Source organism: Nocardiopsis alba (assembly GCF_000710955.1).
Taxonomy (GTDB): domain Bacteria; phylum Actinomycetota; class Actinomycetes; order Streptosporangiales; family Streptosporangiaceae; genus Nocardiopsis; species Nocardiopsis alba.
Window position 1 is genome coordinate 168,553 of record NZ_BAZE01000014.1, and the last position, 14,367, is coordinate 182,919.

At 70.0% G+C, this 14,367-nt stretch carries 16 protein-coding genes; 5 read left to right on the top strand and 11 right to left on the bottom strand.

All coding sequences use genetic code 11. The features are described from left to right. Positions 1-64: 64 nt before the first annotated feature. The 5 genes from TR33_RS22870 to TR33_RS22890 form a co-directional block, all read right to left on the bottom strand. Positions 65-877 (bottom strand): ABC transporter ATP-binding protein, encoded by an 813-nt coding sequence (locus TR33_RS22870; RefSeq protein WP_014911707.1) that lies wholly within the window; start codon positions 875-877, stop codon positions 65-67. Beyond that, positions 874-1,932, bottom strand: coding sequence for a FecCD family ABC transporter permease (locus TR33_RS22875; protein ID WP_017535960.1), 1,059 nt, complete (start codon positions 1,930-1,932; stop codon positions 874-876). The genes TR33_RS22870 and TR33_RS22875 overlap by 4 nt, the downstream gene beginning before the upstream one ends. Further along, positions 1,929-2,978 (bottom strand): FecCD family ABC transporter permease, encoded by a 1,050-nt coding sequence (locus TR33_RS22880; protein ID WP_042285414.1) that lies wholly within the window; start codon positions 2,976-2,978, stop codon positions 1,929-1,931. The genes TR33_RS22875 and TR33_RS22880 overlap by 4 nt, the downstream gene beginning before the upstream one ends. Then, on the bottom strand, positions 2,975-4,000 hold the full coding sequence (locus TR33_RS22885; protein ID WP_041561940.1) for an iron-siderophore ABC transporter substrate-binding protein: 1,026 nt from the start codon (positions 3,998-4,000) through the stop codon (positions 2,975-2,977). Before TR33_RS22885 ends, TR33_RS22880 begins: the two co-directional genes overlap by 4 nt. Before the next feature lie 307 nt (positions 4,001-4,307). After that, complete coding sequence (locus TR33_RS22890) at positions 4,308-5,162, bottom strand: helix-turn-helix domain-containing protein (RefSeq protein WP_014909377.1); 855 nt, start codon at positions 5,160-5,162, stop codon at positions 4,308-4,310. Positions 5,163-5,209: 47 nt separating this feature from the next. Here TR33_RS22890 and TR33_RS22895 point away from each other — a divergent pair, with 47 nt between their 5' ends. The 4 genes from TR33_RS22895 to TR33_RS22910 all read left to right on the top strand — a co-directional run bounded on the left by TR33_RS22895 (position 5,210) and on the right by TR33_RS22910 (position 9,639). Continuing rightward, complete coding sequence (locus TR33_RS22895) at positions 5,210-6,340, top strand: FecCD family ABC transporter permease (RefSeq protein WP_042285417.1); 1,131 nt, start codon at positions 5,210-5,212, stop codon at positions 6,338-6,340. Continuing rightward, a complete protein-coding gene (locus tag TR33_RS22900; RefSeq protein ID WP_014910666.1) occupies positions 6,340-7,122 on the top strand; it encodes an ABC transporter ATP-binding protein in 783 nt (260 codons plus the stop codon). The genes TR33_RS22895 and TR33_RS22900 overlap by 1 nt, the downstream gene beginning before the upstream one ends. After that, on the top strand, positions 7,122-8,147 hold the full coding sequence (locus tag TR33_RS22905) for an ABC transporter substrate-binding protein (RefSeq protein ID WP_014913437.1): 1,026 nt from the start codon (positions 7,122-7,124) through the stop codon (positions 8,145-8,147). Before TR33_RS22900 ends, TR33_RS22905 begins: the two co-directional genes overlap by 1 nt. Positions 8,148-8,319: 172 nt before the next feature. Next, positions 8,320-9,639 carry a YjiH family protein gene (locus TR33_RS22910; protein WP_017535957.1) on the top strand — a complete coding sequence of 440 codons (1,320 nt, stop codon included), beginning with the start codon at positions 8,320-8,322 and terminating at the stop codon, positions 9,637-9,639. A 548-nt stretch (positions 9,640-10,187) separates the two neighbouring features. Here the strand turns inward: TR33_RS22910 and TR33_RS22915 are convergent. The 6 genes from TR33_RS22915 to TR33_RS22940 form a co-directional block, all read right to left on the bottom strand. Beyond that, positions 10,188-10,355 (bottom strand): BldC family transcriptional regulator, encoded by a 168-nt coding sequence (locus TR33_RS22915; RefSeq protein WP_014910824.1) that lies wholly within the window; start codon positions 10,353-10,355, stop codon positions 10,188-10,190. A 77-nt stretch (positions 10,356-10,432) separates the two neighbouring features. Beyond that, a complete protein-coding gene (locus tag TR33_RS22920; protein ID WP_026125261.1) occupies positions 10,433-10,954 on the bottom strand; it encodes a helix-turn-helix domain-containing protein in 522 nt (173 codons plus the stop codon). A gap of 193 nt (positions 10,955-11,147) precedes the next feature. After that, positions 11,148-11,354: a DUF397 domain-containing protein gene (locus TR33_RS22925; protein WP_017535956.1), complete on the bottom strand. Its 207-nt coding sequence runs from the start codon at positions 11,352-11,354 to the stop codon at positions 11,148-11,150. Positions 11,355-11,490: 136 nt separating this feature from the next. Continuing rightward, a complete protein-coding gene (locus TR33_RS22930; protein ID WP_017535955.1) occupies positions 11,491-12,525 on the bottom strand; it encodes a helix-turn-helix domain-containing protein in 1,035 nt (344 codons plus the stop codon). Then, positions 12,510-12,767, bottom strand: coding sequence for a hypothetical protein (locus TR33_RS22935; protein ID WP_026125260.1), 258 nt, complete (start codon positions 12,765-12,767; stop codon positions 12,510-12,512). Before TR33_RS22935 ends, TR33_RS22930 begins: the two co-directional genes overlap by 16 nt. Positions 12,768-13,144: 377 nt before the next feature. Beyond that, positions 13,145-13,345 carry a hypothetical protein gene (locus TR33_RS22940; RefSeq protein WP_234305941.1) on the bottom strand — a complete coding sequence of 67 codons (201 nt, stop codon included), beginning with the start codon at positions 13,343-13,345 and terminating at the stop codon, positions 13,145-13,147. A 677-nt stretch (positions 13,346-14,022) separates the two neighbouring features. On the opposite strand from TR33_RS22940, the gene TR33_RS22945 reads away from it, so the two are divergent. Then, positions 14,023-14,367, top strand: a 345-nt coding sequence (locus TR33_RS22945; RefSeq protein WP_159068819.1) for a helix-turn-helix domain-containing protein, incomplete at its 3' end; no start/stop codon positions are given.

Below are 14,367 nucleotides of genomic sequence, written 5' to 3' on the forward strand. Positions count from 1 at the left end.
GGCGACTCCGAAAGGGGGCGCTCCGCCGTACGGCGGGGCGTCCCCTTTCTCTCGCGTCGGGTCCTCAGACGCTCTCGACGGAGGCGTGGTACCGGCCGATCGGCAGCATCATGGGCCGCCCCGAGGTGGGGTCGGTGATGATCCGGCTGCGCAGACCGAACACGGCCTCGACCGTCTCCGGGGTGAGCACCCGTTCCGGCTCCCCCTCGGCGTACAGACGCCCGTCGGCGAGGGCGACGAGGTGGTCGGCGTAGCGGGCGGCCAGGTTCAGGTCGTGCAGGACCAGCACGATGGTGGTGCCCAGCGTGCGGTTGAGGTCGGTGAGCAGGTCCAGGACCTCCACCTGGTGGCTGACGTCGAGGAACGTGGTGGGTTCGTCGAGCAGGAGCAGGTCGGTGCGCTGGGCCAGGGCCATCGCGATCCACACCCGTTGACGCTGCCCGCCGGAGAGCTCGTCGACGGCCCGGTCCACGAGATCGGCCGTCCCGGTGGAGTCGAGGGCGGCGGCGACCGCCTCGTCGTCCTCCCGGCTCCAGCGGGACAGGACCCGCTGGTGGGGGTGGCGTCCGCGGCCGACCAGGTCGCCGACGGTGATGCCCTCGGGGGCGATCGGCGACTGCGGGAGCAGGCCGAGCGTGCGGGCGAGCTCCTTGGAGGGCATCCGGTGGACCTCGCGGCCGTCCAGGAGCACCCGACCCTCCTTGGGCGACAGGAGCCGGGACATCGAACGCAGCAGGGTGGACTTGCCGCAGGCGTTGGCGCCCACGATCGCGGTGATCCGCCCCGGCGGGACGCCCAGGTCCAGGGAGTCGATGACGGTCCGGTCCCGGTATCCGAGGGTGAGGTCCTCGACGAGCAGTGTGCGGTCCGTGGTCACAGGGAGCCTCCCGCGCGGTGGGTGCGAACGATGAGATACACGAGGTAGGGGGCGCCGAGCACGCCGGTGACCACGCCGACCGGGTAGCGGGTGCCCAGGAGGAACTGGCCGACCAGGTCGGCGACGAGCACCAGGAGCGCGCCGACCAGGGCCGAGGGGAGCAGGAGGGAGCCGTCCGGCCCCACCAGCCGGGCCGCGATCGGCCCGCACAGGAAGGCCACGAAGGCGATCGGTCCGGCCGCGGCGGTGGCGAAGGCGATGAGCGCGACCGCCGCGGTGACCGCGATCAGCCGGGTGAGGTTCGCGCGCACGCCCAGGGCCGAGGCGGTGTCGTCCCCCAGCTGGAACAGCGAGAGGTCGTTCGCCCGGGACAGCAGTACGGGGGCGATGAGGGCCAGGGCGATCACGACGGGGACGACCCTGTTCCAGTCGGTGCCGTTGAGGCTGCCGGTCAGCCACCGCAGCGCCTCCTGGAGGTCCCATTCGGGGGCGCGGTCGAGGACGTAGGAGGTGACGCTGTCCAACATCGCCGCGACCCCGATGCCGATGAGGATGAGCCGGGTCCCGGCCACGCCTCCCTTGTAAGCGAGCGCGTACACGAGGGTGGAGATCGCCAGACCGGAGACGATCGCCACCACCGAGACCGTGGGGCCGCTCAGCCCCAGGACGACGATCGCGAAGGTCGCCGCGGCGCTCGCCCCCGAGCTGATCCCGATGATGTCCGGGCTGGCCAGGGGGTTGCGCAGCATGGTCTGGAAGGTGGATCCGGCGAGCCCGAAGCACAGTCCGGCCGCGACCGCGAGGGCGGCGCGCGGCAGGCGCAGCCGGCCCACGGTGAAGGAGGCGCCCGGCACGTCGTGACCCAGGACGACCCGCAGCACGTCCCCGGGCGGGTAGAAGGTCCGGCCCACCATCAGGGTGAGGGCGAACACGACGACGATGAGGACGGCCAGGGCCACGATGACGGTGCGTCTACGCCGTGTCCGGCGGACGCGCCCCCGGGTCACGGCCCGGAGTGTGGCCGTGGACGGGGCGGTGGACAGGGACGGGTTCACAGCGAGCGGACCTTCTGACGGCGGACGATGTGGATGAAGAAGGGGGCGCCGATGAGGGCGGTCACGATCCCGACGTCGATCTGGGCCGGGCGGGCCACGATCCGGCCGACCACGTCCGCCGCGGTGAGCAGGGCGGCCCCGCCCAGGGCGGAGAAGGGGATCAGCCATCGGTGACCGGGGCCGGTCAGAAGCCGGCACACGTGCGGTACGACCAACCCGACGAAGGCGATCGGCCCGGTGACGGCGGTGGCGGCGCCGCACAGGGTCACCGCGCCCAGCGAGGCCCCGCCTCGGGCCAGGGCCACCCTCTCCCCCAGGCCGGCGGCCAGGTCGTCGCCCAGGGCCAGCATGTCGAGTCCGCGCGCGCACGCCAGGCACAGCGCGAAGCCCGCGAGCAAAAAGGGCAGGACCTGCGTCAGCGAGTCGTAGGTCGCGCCGCCCACCCCGCCGATCTGCCAGGAGCGGACCCCGCCGGCGATGTCGTTGCGCGGCAGGACGATGGCGCTGATGAACGAGGCCAGGGCGGCCGAGACGGCCGTGCCCGCCAGCGCGAGTTTGAGCGGGGTGGCGCCGCCCCGGCCCAGGGAACCGACGACGTAGACGAAGACGGCGGTGATCCCGCCTCCGACGACGGCCGCCCAGACGAAGTGGGTGGCCGAGGCCAGGCCGAAGGAGGCCATCCCCACGACCACGGCGAGCGAGGCTCCCATGTTCACGCCGAGGATGCCGGGGTCGGCGATGGGGTTGCGGGTGACGCCCTGCATGACCGCCCCGGCCACGCCCAAGGCCGCGCCGGCCAGGACCGCGAGCAGGGTGCGGGGGACGCGTTTGGCCACGGCCGCCTCGTCGAACCCCTCCACCGAGCCGCCCAGCGCCGCCACGATGGCGTCCCAGCCGACGTCGCGCGTGCCGACGGCCACGGAGACGCACATCAGGCCGAGGACCACCAGGACCAGCGCCGCGAGCCCCAGAACGCGCAGGCGTCGTGGACGTCGCACGGCGCCGATCCCGGCGGGTTCGGCGGGACGGGTGTCCGTCGTGGTCACCGGTCCCCTTCCGCGGCCTCGGCCAGGAGCGACAGGTAGTCGTCCAGGACCCAGGAGATCGACAGGGGTGTGGGGTTGGCGGCGGTGCCCAGCGGGGCGTCGCCCGGCAGGCTCACCACGGCCCCCTTCTCCACGGCGGGCATCTGGGACAGGAGCGGGTCGCCCTCCAAGGCCTCGACGGTCTCCTCTCCGCCGTAGGTGACGATGATGTCGACGTCGTCGAAGACGTCGGCCTGCTCGGCGGCGCGGGTGAGCGCGAAGAGGTCGGTCTCGGCCGAGACCTCGGCGACGCTCGCGGGGGTGCTCATCCCCAGGTCCTCGAAGAACAGGGCCCGGGTGTCGTGCGTGGTGTAGAAGCCGACCTCGCTGAGGTCGGTGGTGTCCACGTGGGTCAGGAACATGGTGGAGCGGCCCTCGATCTCCGGGTGGTCGGCGACCGCCTCCTCGATCTCGCCCTCCAGTTCGGTGACGAGCTCCCGCCCCTCCTCCTCCAGGCCCAGGGCCCGGCTGTTGATCTCGATCATCTCCCGCCACGGGGTGCCCCAGGCGGTCTCGGGGTAGGCGACGACGGGGGCGATCTCGCTCAGGGTGTCGTAGTCCTCCTGGGTGAGGCCGGAGTAGGCGGCCAGGATGACGTCGGGGGCGGTGTCGGCGACCGCCTCGAAGTCGATGCCGTCGGTCTCGTCGAACAGCACCGGGGTCTCGGCGTCCAGTTCCTCCAGTCGTTCGTCGACCCAGGGGAGGACGCCGTCGCCATCGTCGTCGCCGAAGTCGGCGGAGGCCATGCCCACGGGGACGACCCCCAGGGCGAGGGGGACCTCGTGGTTGGCCCAGTTGACGGTGGCCACCCGTTCGGGGCGGTTCTCGATGGTGGTGGTGCCCAGGGCGTGCTCGATGGTGATGGGTTCCCAGTCCCCGGAGGTCTCGGAGGCCTCTTCGGTCCCGCCCGGGGAGCAGGCCACGAGTCCGGCGGTCATCAGTACGGCGGTGAGGGGGACGACCGACCTCGTCACTCGGCGCATGTCTTCCTTTCGTTCGTGGGGCGTCGGCCCCGTCCGGCGCGTTCCCGTCCCGCCCGGCCGCGCTCGGGCACCCGGGGCGAGGAAATGAACACCGTGGGTGACCACATGAGAGCGGAGCGGGACCCTTCGACGACGACACAGGGGGATGGCACGACGCCGGACCGGGCCGCACATCGAAGTAAGGATTGCCTAACCAAACCTAGAGCGCCGCACTCGACCGTGCAATCACTCAGATGTGACACCGTTATTCGCGAAACGGACATTCAGCGCACGAATGTTCCCTCACCAGACCCCTGGGACACCGGCGTCAGCCCGCGCGAAAACGCCCCGGACTCATCCCCGTCACCCGCCGGAAGGCCGTACTGAACGAACTGGCCGAGCGATAACCGACCCGCTCGGCGACCTCGTCGATACCGTCGCCCCGCGCGAGCATCGTGATCGCGTGCTGCACCCGCGCGGCCGCCGTCCAACGGCTGAAACCGAGCCCGGTCGCCTCGTGGAAGGCGCGTGTGATGGTCCTCGCGCTCACCCCGAGCCGCGCCGCCCACACGGCCAGGGTGGTGGTGTCGGCCGGGTCCTCGCGCAACGTCTCGACGATGGGCCGCAGCAGGGGCGACTCGGGGTAGTCCAGCAGGAGTTCGCCCTGGGCCGGGGCGAGGAGGTCGAGCACCATCGCCTCGGTCCTGGCGCGCGATTCGGCGGAGAGCTCCCCCTCCTCCAGCCTTCCGAGCAGAAGCCTCAACAGGGGCGTGATCTCGACGGAGACCGGACGCTCGGACAGCGGGGCGACCTCGCGGACGCTGAACTGGACCGCGTGGTGCCAGGTGCCCGCGGGCGTCCACCCCGAATGCGGCACCCCGGCAGGGATCCACAGACCGATCGACGGGGTGATGGACCACACGCGGGAGCCGACCGTCGCCGAGGAGGCGCCCCGCAGATTCCAGAGCAGCTCGTGCGTGGGGTGGGAGTGCTCCTCCCAATAGGTGTCGCGGCCGATCACCTCGTCGCTGCCCAGGACGACGAAGGGCACGTCGATCTCACCGGCGGCGTAGGACGGCAGCCGCCGGCTGTCGACCCCCTCCCGACGAGGCCCTTCGAGCTCTGAGACACGCACGTCGTCCAGGTTACGCACCGCCCGAGGGCCCGCGCGCTCCCCCACCATGTCTAGAATGAAAACCGTTTTCATTCCTAAATCGGAAGGGAGGTCGGATGCGGAACACCACCGCTCCCCCCGACCCCGAAGCCCCCCTCCAGAGCCCGCCCGCCCCCGCGCCGGCCCCCGAACACCGACCGCGCCGCCTGGCCACCCCCGCCGGAACCGCCGTCGCGGCGACGTTCCTGGCCCTGTTCCTCCTCCTGTCCGCGGTCCTGGCGATCGGCCTCGGATCGGCCGTGATCCCGCCCCTGGAGACCCTCCGCCACCTCTGGGTGGCGTTGACCGGCGGCGTCATCTCGGCCGACGAGGTCACCCGTCACCAGGTCGTCTGGGAGATCCGCGCCCCGAGGGTCCTCCTGGCCGCCGTGGTCGGCGCGGGCCTGGGCGCGGTGGGCGTCGCCGTCCAGGCGATGGTCCGCAACCCCCTGGCCGACCCCTACATCCTCGGCGTCTCCTCCGGGGCCTCGGTGGGCGCGGTCCTGGTCGGCGTGGTCGGTGGTCTGGCCGCCCTGGGCGTCTACGCCGTCTCCGTCGGGGCCTTCCTCGGCGCCCTGGCCGCCACCCTGCTCGTCTACGCCATCGCCCACGATCGTCGAGGGGTCACCCCCCTGCGTCTGGTCCTGACCGGGGTCGCCCTGTCCTTCGGCTTCCAGGCGATCATGAGCGTGATCGTCTACCTGGCCCCCGGCAACGAGGCCACCGGCACCGTCCTGTACTGGACCATGGGCGGCTTCGGCGGCGCCACCTGGGGCACCCTGCCCCCGGCCGCCGCCACGATCCTGATCGGCGTCCTCCTCCTGCGCCGTATGTCCCGCCCTCTGGACGTCATGGCCCTGGGCGACGAGGCCGCCGCCGGGCTGGGCGTGGACGCCCCGCGCCTGCGCCGACGCCTGTTCCTGCTCACCGCCGTCATGACCGGCGCGATGGTCGCGGTCAGCGGGGCGATCGGATTCGTCGGCCTGGTCGTCCCCCACATCGTCCGCATCCTCGTGGGCGCCGACCATCGCCGCGTCCTGGCCGTCGCCCCCTTGGCCGGGGCCGTCCTCATGGTCTGGGTCGACCTGGTGGCCCGGGTCGTCGCCGCCCCGCGCGAACTGCCCCTGGGCGTGATCACCGCCCTGGTCGGCGTTCCGGTCTTCATCACCCTGATGCGCCGGCGCGGCTACCTGTTCGGAGGTCGCTGATGGAACTGCGTCTGGACGGCCTCTCCGTCGACCTGGACGGGCGGCGGATCGTACGGCGGCTCACCCTCGACGTGCCCGACGGCCGGGTGGTCGGCCTCGTCGGCCCCAACGGATCGGGGAAGTCGACCGCCCTGCGCTGCGTCTACCGGGCCCTGTCCCCCGATGAGGGACAGGTGCTGGTCGACGGGGACGACCTCGCCGCGATGAGCATGCGCGACTCGGCACGACGGATCGCCGCGCTCACCCAGGAGGGCGGCGTCGACCTCGACTTCACCGTCGAGGAGCTGGTCGCCCTGGGGCGCACCCCGCACCTGCCCGGCGGCCGGCGGCTCGACGCCCGCGAACGCGAGCTGTGCCGGTGGGCGATGGCCCGGATGGGCGTGTCCCACCTGGCCGGGCGCGGGGTGCTCGAACTCTCCGGCGGCGAACGTCAACGCGTCCTCGTGGCCCGCGCCCTGGTCCAGGAACCCCGGGTGCTGGTCCTGGACGAGCCCACCAACCACCTCGACGTGCACCACCGCCTCGAACTGCTCGCCCTGGTCCGCGAGTCGGGCGTGACCGCGCTCGTGGTCCTGCACGACCTCAACCTGGCCGCCGCGGCCTGCGACGTCATCGGCGTGCTCTCCGAGGGCGCGCTCGTGGCCGTCGGAACGCCCGAGGAGGTCCTGACCGAGGAGCTCCTCCACACGGTCTTCGGGGTCGAGGCCACCGTCGTCGCCCACCCCCGGACCGGCCGTACCCAGCTGCTCTACCACCTGCCCACCGCACGAAAGGAAGCCTGATGTCCCTCCCCTCCCCCACCACCAGAATCCCCCGCCCCGCCGTCCCCTTCGCCTGCGCGGCGCTCGCGCTCACCGTCCTGTCCACCGCCTGCGGGGCCCGCATCGAGGAGGACGGGACGGCCGCCTCCACCACCACCGTCCTTCGTTGTGGAGAGGAGGTGGAGTACACCATGCCCCGGCGGGCGGTCGCCTACGAGGGCGGCAGCGCCGACAAACTGTTCGCCCTCGGCCTGGCCGACCACGTGCACGGTTACGTGATGCCCCCGGCCAACCCTCCGGTGGAGGAGTCGCCCTGGGCCGAGGACTACGCCCGGGTGGAGTTCCTCGGCGACGACCTGCTCAACCGGGAGCTGGTCGTGGAGGCCGAGGCCGACCTGGTGGTGGCCGGCTGGCGGTCCGGTTTCAGCGACGAGCGCGGGATCACCCCGCGGATCCTGGACGGGCTCGGCATCCAGAGCTTCATGCACACCGAGTCCTGTTACAACTATCCGGGCTTCCCCGAACGGGAGACGCCCTTCGAGGGGCTCTACACCGACCTGGAACGACTCGGCGCGATCTTCGGGGTGCCCGAACGCGCCGAGGAGCTGGTCGAGGGGTACCGCGAACGGGTGGACCGGGTGGTCGAACGGGCCCCGGAGGGCGACCCCGTGTCGGTCTTCCTCTACGACTCCGGCACCGACCAGGCGTTCACCGCCGGATCCCAGGTGCCACCACAGGACATCATCTCCCACGCCGGGGGCGAGAACGTCTTCGGTGACCTGGACGAACGCTGGACCCGGGTCGGCTGGGAGGCCGTGGTCGACGCCGACCCCGAGGTGATCATCGTGCTGGACTACGGCGAGCAGTCGGCCGAGGACAAGATCGACTTCCTCACCTCCTTCCCCGCGCTGGCCGAGGTACCGGCGGTGGTGGAGGAGAACTTCTTCGTCCTGGACTACAACGAGGGCATCTCCGGGCCGCGGAACATCGACGGGCTGGAGAGGTTCGCCGACTACCTGCGCGCACTGGAGGAGGACCCGGCCTGACCCGAGGGGCGGGCGACCACCCCTCCCACCACCCTCCGCGTCCGGAGCGACACGTTCCGAAGGGAAACGTCCGAGATATCAGACCCTTCCCTCTCGCACCCCCTGGGTGACCTGGGTCACCTCCTGGTTCACTGCCGGGACCGTGCGTTTCGGAACGACGAGAGGAGCGCGGGTGAGCGAGGGAACCACCGTCGAGAGGACGCCCGGGGTCTGGCGTCTGGTGGTCTACAGCGGCATCGGGATCTTCATGTTCTTCGTGCCCTTGACCATCGGCGACCGTAACGCCATCCCCCTGGACCATCTGGTCGGCCTCGTCCAGAAAGGCCTCGGTCCGACCCTGCCCTACGTCATCTGGCTGATCATCGCGGCGGGCACGGTGGTCCCCTTCGCCACCGGCGCGTGGCGGCGCGACCGGGTCCGGACGGTGTTCGCCCTCCTGAACGTCGTCGGCCTGGTCGCCGCCACCATGGTGGTCCTGGAGGTCGGCCCGGCCTGGTTCCTGCAGGAGGACCTGGCCCCGTTCCTGTTCGACTCCGTCGCCGTCAACGTCGGCCTGCTCGTCCCCGTCGGGGCGGTCTTCCTCGCCCTCCTGGTCGGCTACGGCCTGCTGGAGTTCGTCGGCGTGCTCATGCAACGCGTCATGCGACCCCTGTGGCGTGTCCCCGGACGGTCCGCCGTCGACGCCGCCGCCTCGTTCGTCGGAAGCTACTCGCTCGGACTGCTGATCACCGACCGCGTGTACCGCTCCGGCCGGTACACCGGTCGGGAGGCGGCCATCATCGCCGTCGGCTTCTCCACCGTCTCGGTGACGTTCATGGTGGTCATCGCCAACACCCTCGACCTGATGGGGATGTGGACGACCTACTTCCTGCTGTCGCTGTTCGTCACCTACGCGGTCACGGCGATCCTCGTCCGCGTCCCGCCGCTGAGCCGGATCCCCGACACCCCGTTCCCCGGGGCGACGGCCCATCCCGAGGAGAGGATCGACGAACGACGCCTCCAGGCCGCCTGGGCGGAGGCCCGCAGGGCGCTGCGCGCGGCGCCTCCCCTGGCCCGGGGCGTGCGGACCAACCTCGTCGAGGGCGTGCGGATGTCGATGTCCATCCTGCCGTCGATCATGTCGGTCGGAACATTCGGCCTGATCCTGGCCCGGTACACCCCCGTCTTCGACCTGATGGGCTACCTCCTCCTGCCCTTCACCTGGCTGGTCCGTCTCCCCGAACCGGCCGAGACCGCCAAGGCCCTCTCCGCCGGTATCGCCGAGGTGTTCCTGCCCGCGACCATGACCGCGGGCGCGGAGGACGCGGTCCTGCGCCTGGTCGTGGGGGTGGTGTCGGTGTCGGCCATCGTCTTCTTCTCCGCTCTGGTCCCCTGCGTCCTGGCCACGAGCATCCCGTTGACGGTGTGGAACCTGGTGGTGATCTGGTTCCAGCGGGTGGCCCTGAGCGTCCTCATCACCACCCCTCTGGCCTACCTGCTGGTCGGCTCCTGAGGCTCGGCACGCGGTAGCGGGTGGGGCTTCACCGGGGAAGAGGGGCGTGCTCCGGCCGGAACCGGTCTCTTTTCGAAGAGGCCCCTCCCCTATGCGCCGGGGGTTCGTGGAAGAGGGTTCGTCCGGGGCGTTCCGGTGGTGGGGTGGTCGTTGGTCGGGGGCCGCACCCGAAGTGCGCTTCGGGTGCGGCCCCCTGCGGAGGGTCCCGATCGGAGCCGCCGGGTCTCCAGTCCCGCGGCTCCGATATCCAGCCGGCCCTCACGATCTATGGCTGCTCCGACCCGTCGAGTGCGGAGCGGTCTTCTTCGCATCGTTGCGCGAAGGTTCGTGGAGGGGCCGGAGGTGGTGGTGACACCCCCGGCCCGCTCCCCCACGACCCCACCCGGATCCAGGTCCGGGCGAGGCCTTCGCCACCCGAAGGCGGCGGGGCTTGGAAGGTATGGCGGTACGGGACCTTGACGGAGTTCGCGGAGGGGTGGTCCGTGTCGTCCGAGGTCGACCGCGCCGCCGCGCCGGCTTTCACACCGCTGTCGCGGTCCGTCGGCGGGTCATCGTCCGGGTTCGGTGAGCAGGCGTTGAACGTCGGACTTGAAGTAGCGACGGTGTCCGCCCAGGGTGCGAACCCAGCGCAGTCTGCCTTCCTGGGCCCACAGACGGACGGTCTTGGGATCCACCCGGAAGGCCTGCGCGACCTCCTGTGGGGTGAGCAGGTCCATGGGGTCGACATCCGGCTGCGTCATGTTCTTCTCTCAAAAGGGGGTCGTTATCAGGGGTCGTGGAAAAACGTGGTCGTTCAACGTGTCCGTGTCCGGGCGGCGTGCAGCGCGGCCAAGACCTGCACCAGGCGCCCCTCGGCGTCGTCCAACAGCGCGCTACGTCGGGCCGGGCTGTTACCCGCCCACTGCGCACGGGTGAGATAGCGGGCGGCGTCCTCCGCGGCGCTGGCCCCGGCCAACAAGGTGGGGCCGCAGGCCGGGCGGGCGGCCTGGTCCCACGCCGGACGGGTCCCCTCGACCTGCCGACGCCGGGTCTGAAGCGGCAGTTGGGCCTGGTCCCACAGCAGGTAGGCCTGCTCCCGACCCTCTTGATCGGCTTCGTACGAGTCGAGAAGCCTGGTCAGGAGCTCGTGGGAGGGGCGGATGCGTCCGGTCTCGATCCGCGAGACCGTCGACTGATCCACCCCCGAGAGTCGGTAGCCGCTCAACCCGGCCCTCTTGCGCAGCCGTTTCAGGTGGACGCCCAATGCTTTCTTGGACTCGGTGCACAGGGAGTCCGCGTCCTGATCCACCTGGGTCTCCTTGCTCTTCGCCGACATGGGCCGGTCATCGTTCATACGGTGTTCGGGCTGTTCGGGGCCGGGTGGACAAGAGGTGCGAGAGCTTCTCTGTGCTTCCGAGCAGGGGTGGGCCCCAGGAGGGCGCCGGTGAGGGCGCGCCTCCTGGGACACCGGACGGGCCACGCGTTGCTGCTGCCAGGCCGCAAGTGCCCCGTCGTCTTGGTGGGAGTTGCTAGGCCAGGGTGCGCACCAGCGCGTCCCAAGCGCTGCCCGGCAGGGTCAGTCGGACCTGGTCGGGGTTCTGGGTGTCGCCCATCAACACGTTCCCGTCGTCGATGAGCTTGGCGGCGGCGCAGTTGGAAGCGCCCTGAGAGGCTTCGGCCTTGTGCCACACCCCGGCGGTCAGGGACCTACGGCCCTGGGTCTCGACGATCTTCATGAAATATCCTCGATCTGCTTTGGTTTTCGCTTGAAACCCCGGGAAGCGGCGGCAACCGCCCCCGGGAACGAGCCCACGCGGGCTCTACGGTGCCCTCACTCGTACGGTGAGGGCACCGAGTCTTTTCACGACCCGATCAGCCGGTCTCGACGCAGCCGTCAGGCCGGGCGAGGGTGGTCAGGGCGGCGATCGGCGGCTCTCCCCGGCCCGGGTCATCCGGCGGCGAGGCCCGCCACCGCCACCCTGCGGTCTCGAAGACCTTCCGCAGCCCCTCCGGCTCGCGTGCCACCAACCGGGTATCCGCCCCCTGTTCCACGGCTTGGCCGGTATAGACATCGGCGGCGCCGTTCATCCCGGACAGATGGGTGATCCCCCAGCCGCTGCCCGGAGCCAGCCGGGAGGCCAACGCCTCCACCAACCCGGCCAGTTCTTCGTCTTCGAGGTGGTCCAGGGTCAGGGTGGAGAGCACCCCCACCGGCACCGACAGATCCAGATGCTCACCCAACGCGGCGGTCAGGCCCCCCGGGTAACGCAGGTCCAGGTCCAAGACCCGCACGTTGTACCCCCGAACCTGAGCCGGATGCTCCCACCACGCCCGAGCGGCGGCCAAGGCGGCGAGATCGTGGTCGACATAGACCGTCCGAGCCTGAGGTCCCCACAACACCCGACCCCGCTCGTGCGGGGCGCGGCGCATCGTCGGTAGCCCGCAGCCCAGATCCACGACTTGGGGGAAGGAGCGGCAGACCGCGTCGACCACACCTTCGCGGGCTTTGCGGTGCACCAACATCTGCCCCGCCAGACCGGGTGAGGCCTCGGCCATCTTGACGGCGACATGGCGGTCCTGGCTCCAGGAGTCCTTGCCGTAGTCCAGGTAATCGAACGTCCGGGCCGCGTTGGTCAACGCCCATTCCTCACGATCCAACAAAGTTCCACTGCGGGCCGCGCCCCAGGTCATCGTCATCGCTACCCCCGCGCTCGCGTCGTGGTTCGGGTAAGGGGCGGTGCCTGTGGCCCTGGCGCGTCGGACCTGGTCGACGATGCCCTGGAGGTAGTAGTAACGACGGCCCACATGCAGAGCCGGGATCACGCCTTCGCGGGCCCAGCGGGCTGCGGTCGCATACGACACCCCCCACTCCGAGGCGGCCTGGCCAGGGGTCAAGAGGTCGTCCATGTCCGACCCCCTTGCGCCAGGTATCGGCGTATGGCCACGCCGAGTTCTTGGGTGCCGGCGTCCTGCTCGGCCCGCTCGGCTTCGCGCAGTTGCCGTTCCACGCGGGAGCGTTCGTCCAAAATCCCGTCGACCAACAGCCGAGCCAGACTCAACCGGTGATCGACCCGAGCCAACCGCTGCTGGACACTCAACCGACCCAACAACCGCAACGCGCTCAACTCCGCGGCCGCGTTCTGCTCCACCGAACGCGAAGCAGGAGCCGGCGAGGTGGACGGGGGACGCGGGGTGCGCCGGGGAAGAGGGACCGGAGGCTTCGGCGGAGCGGGCCGCTCAGGATCGCCGGAGGTCGGAAGGAACCCGGCCCAATGAGCGAACCGGCGCCGAAGACCGAACCAGCTCTTCCGCACCTTTGGGATGACCGGGCTAGTAGCGGCGGCGGTGGTGTCGGTGGTTTTGGGTGGGGTGAGGGTTTCCGTCCGGGCTGTCGGGGCATACGTGCCCCTCCGAGACGGCTGGGCGTGCGTGCCCCGCTGCGCCGGTGGGGTGAACGTGGTGGGTGGGAGGGTGCGTCGGACCTGTGTCGGGATCATGCTCATGGCGTTCTGCTCCTTGCTTCTGGTCAGGGAAGTTCGATCCGGGCCTTGACCGTCACCGGTAGGCCTGCGCATCCGTCCCAGTCCCAATAGAAGGAGAGTGAAGCCACCCGCCCCAGACCACCGCCGTGGCTCTTCTGCTCCGGGAACGAGAACTTCTTACGGCCCGGGGTGGGTCCGGCGTCGGTGACCATGATCGACAACAGATACCGCGAACGTTCCAACATCAGCGTGAGCGTCTGATCAGGAGCACCCGAGTGAGAATGACGATGGGCGTTGTCCATCAACTCCCACGCGATCAACGACGCCCGGTTCGCGATCTCAGCAGCCGCCATCGGGTTGGCGATCCCCCGAGCAGCATGCCGACGCACCCAACGCTGCGCGGCAGCACGAGCCGCGACCGTGTGCCGAACCCGCAGGCCCAGCCTGTCGGGATCGGGGTAGTGGAGCACTTGGTAGGCAAAGGACAAAGGCCTGTCGTGGCGCGGCCTCAGAGCAGTACACTTCATGGCATCTCACCTCGGGCATATCGGGGTGGGTCACAACCCCGGGCGGCCGCCTTCGACTTCGGCCCCCGGGGTTCTTGTTGTTCAGAGTTCGATTCGCGCCTTCTGTTCGAAACGAACCAATATCGTCCTCCCTCACCAAGGGTGAGAGCCAAGGAGGTCACCCCGTGATCTATCGCGCTCACGAGAACCTTTGCCCCAGAAACCCTCAAATCCCTCAGCAAGGGAGCATCTGACCTGAAACCTCCCCTTGGTTTCTCTTGAACCAAAGGGGGTGCCGCAGGCACCTGATGATGACTATGCCAAGCCGCAGGTCAGAGGGCTAGTGATACAACCAATCAGGGATTCAATGTTGCATAGGGGTTGTAAAAAGTAACCATCCGTAGTTAGCTAGTTCCATGGGAGACAAGGTGCTACCCGAATGGCGTGGGTTTGGTGAACTACTTCGGCGACACCGCAAGAGAGCTGGTTTTTCACTTGCCGAGGTCGGCAAAGGACTGTCCCTGAGCGGGGGGATGGTCGGCCACCTAGAGAGGGCGACAAGGGCCCCAATCAAGGCTCATGTTCGCAAACTGGACGAGATGTTCGCTACCGATGGCGAGCTGTTACAACAATGGCTGGATGTCGTTGAGGGGAAAGATGTCCTGCCATGGTTCAAGGATGCGCTGGAATCCGAACTCCGCTCCAGGAAGATCTGCGAGTACCACCCCATCCTGATCCCAGGGCTACTCCAGACCCCCGAG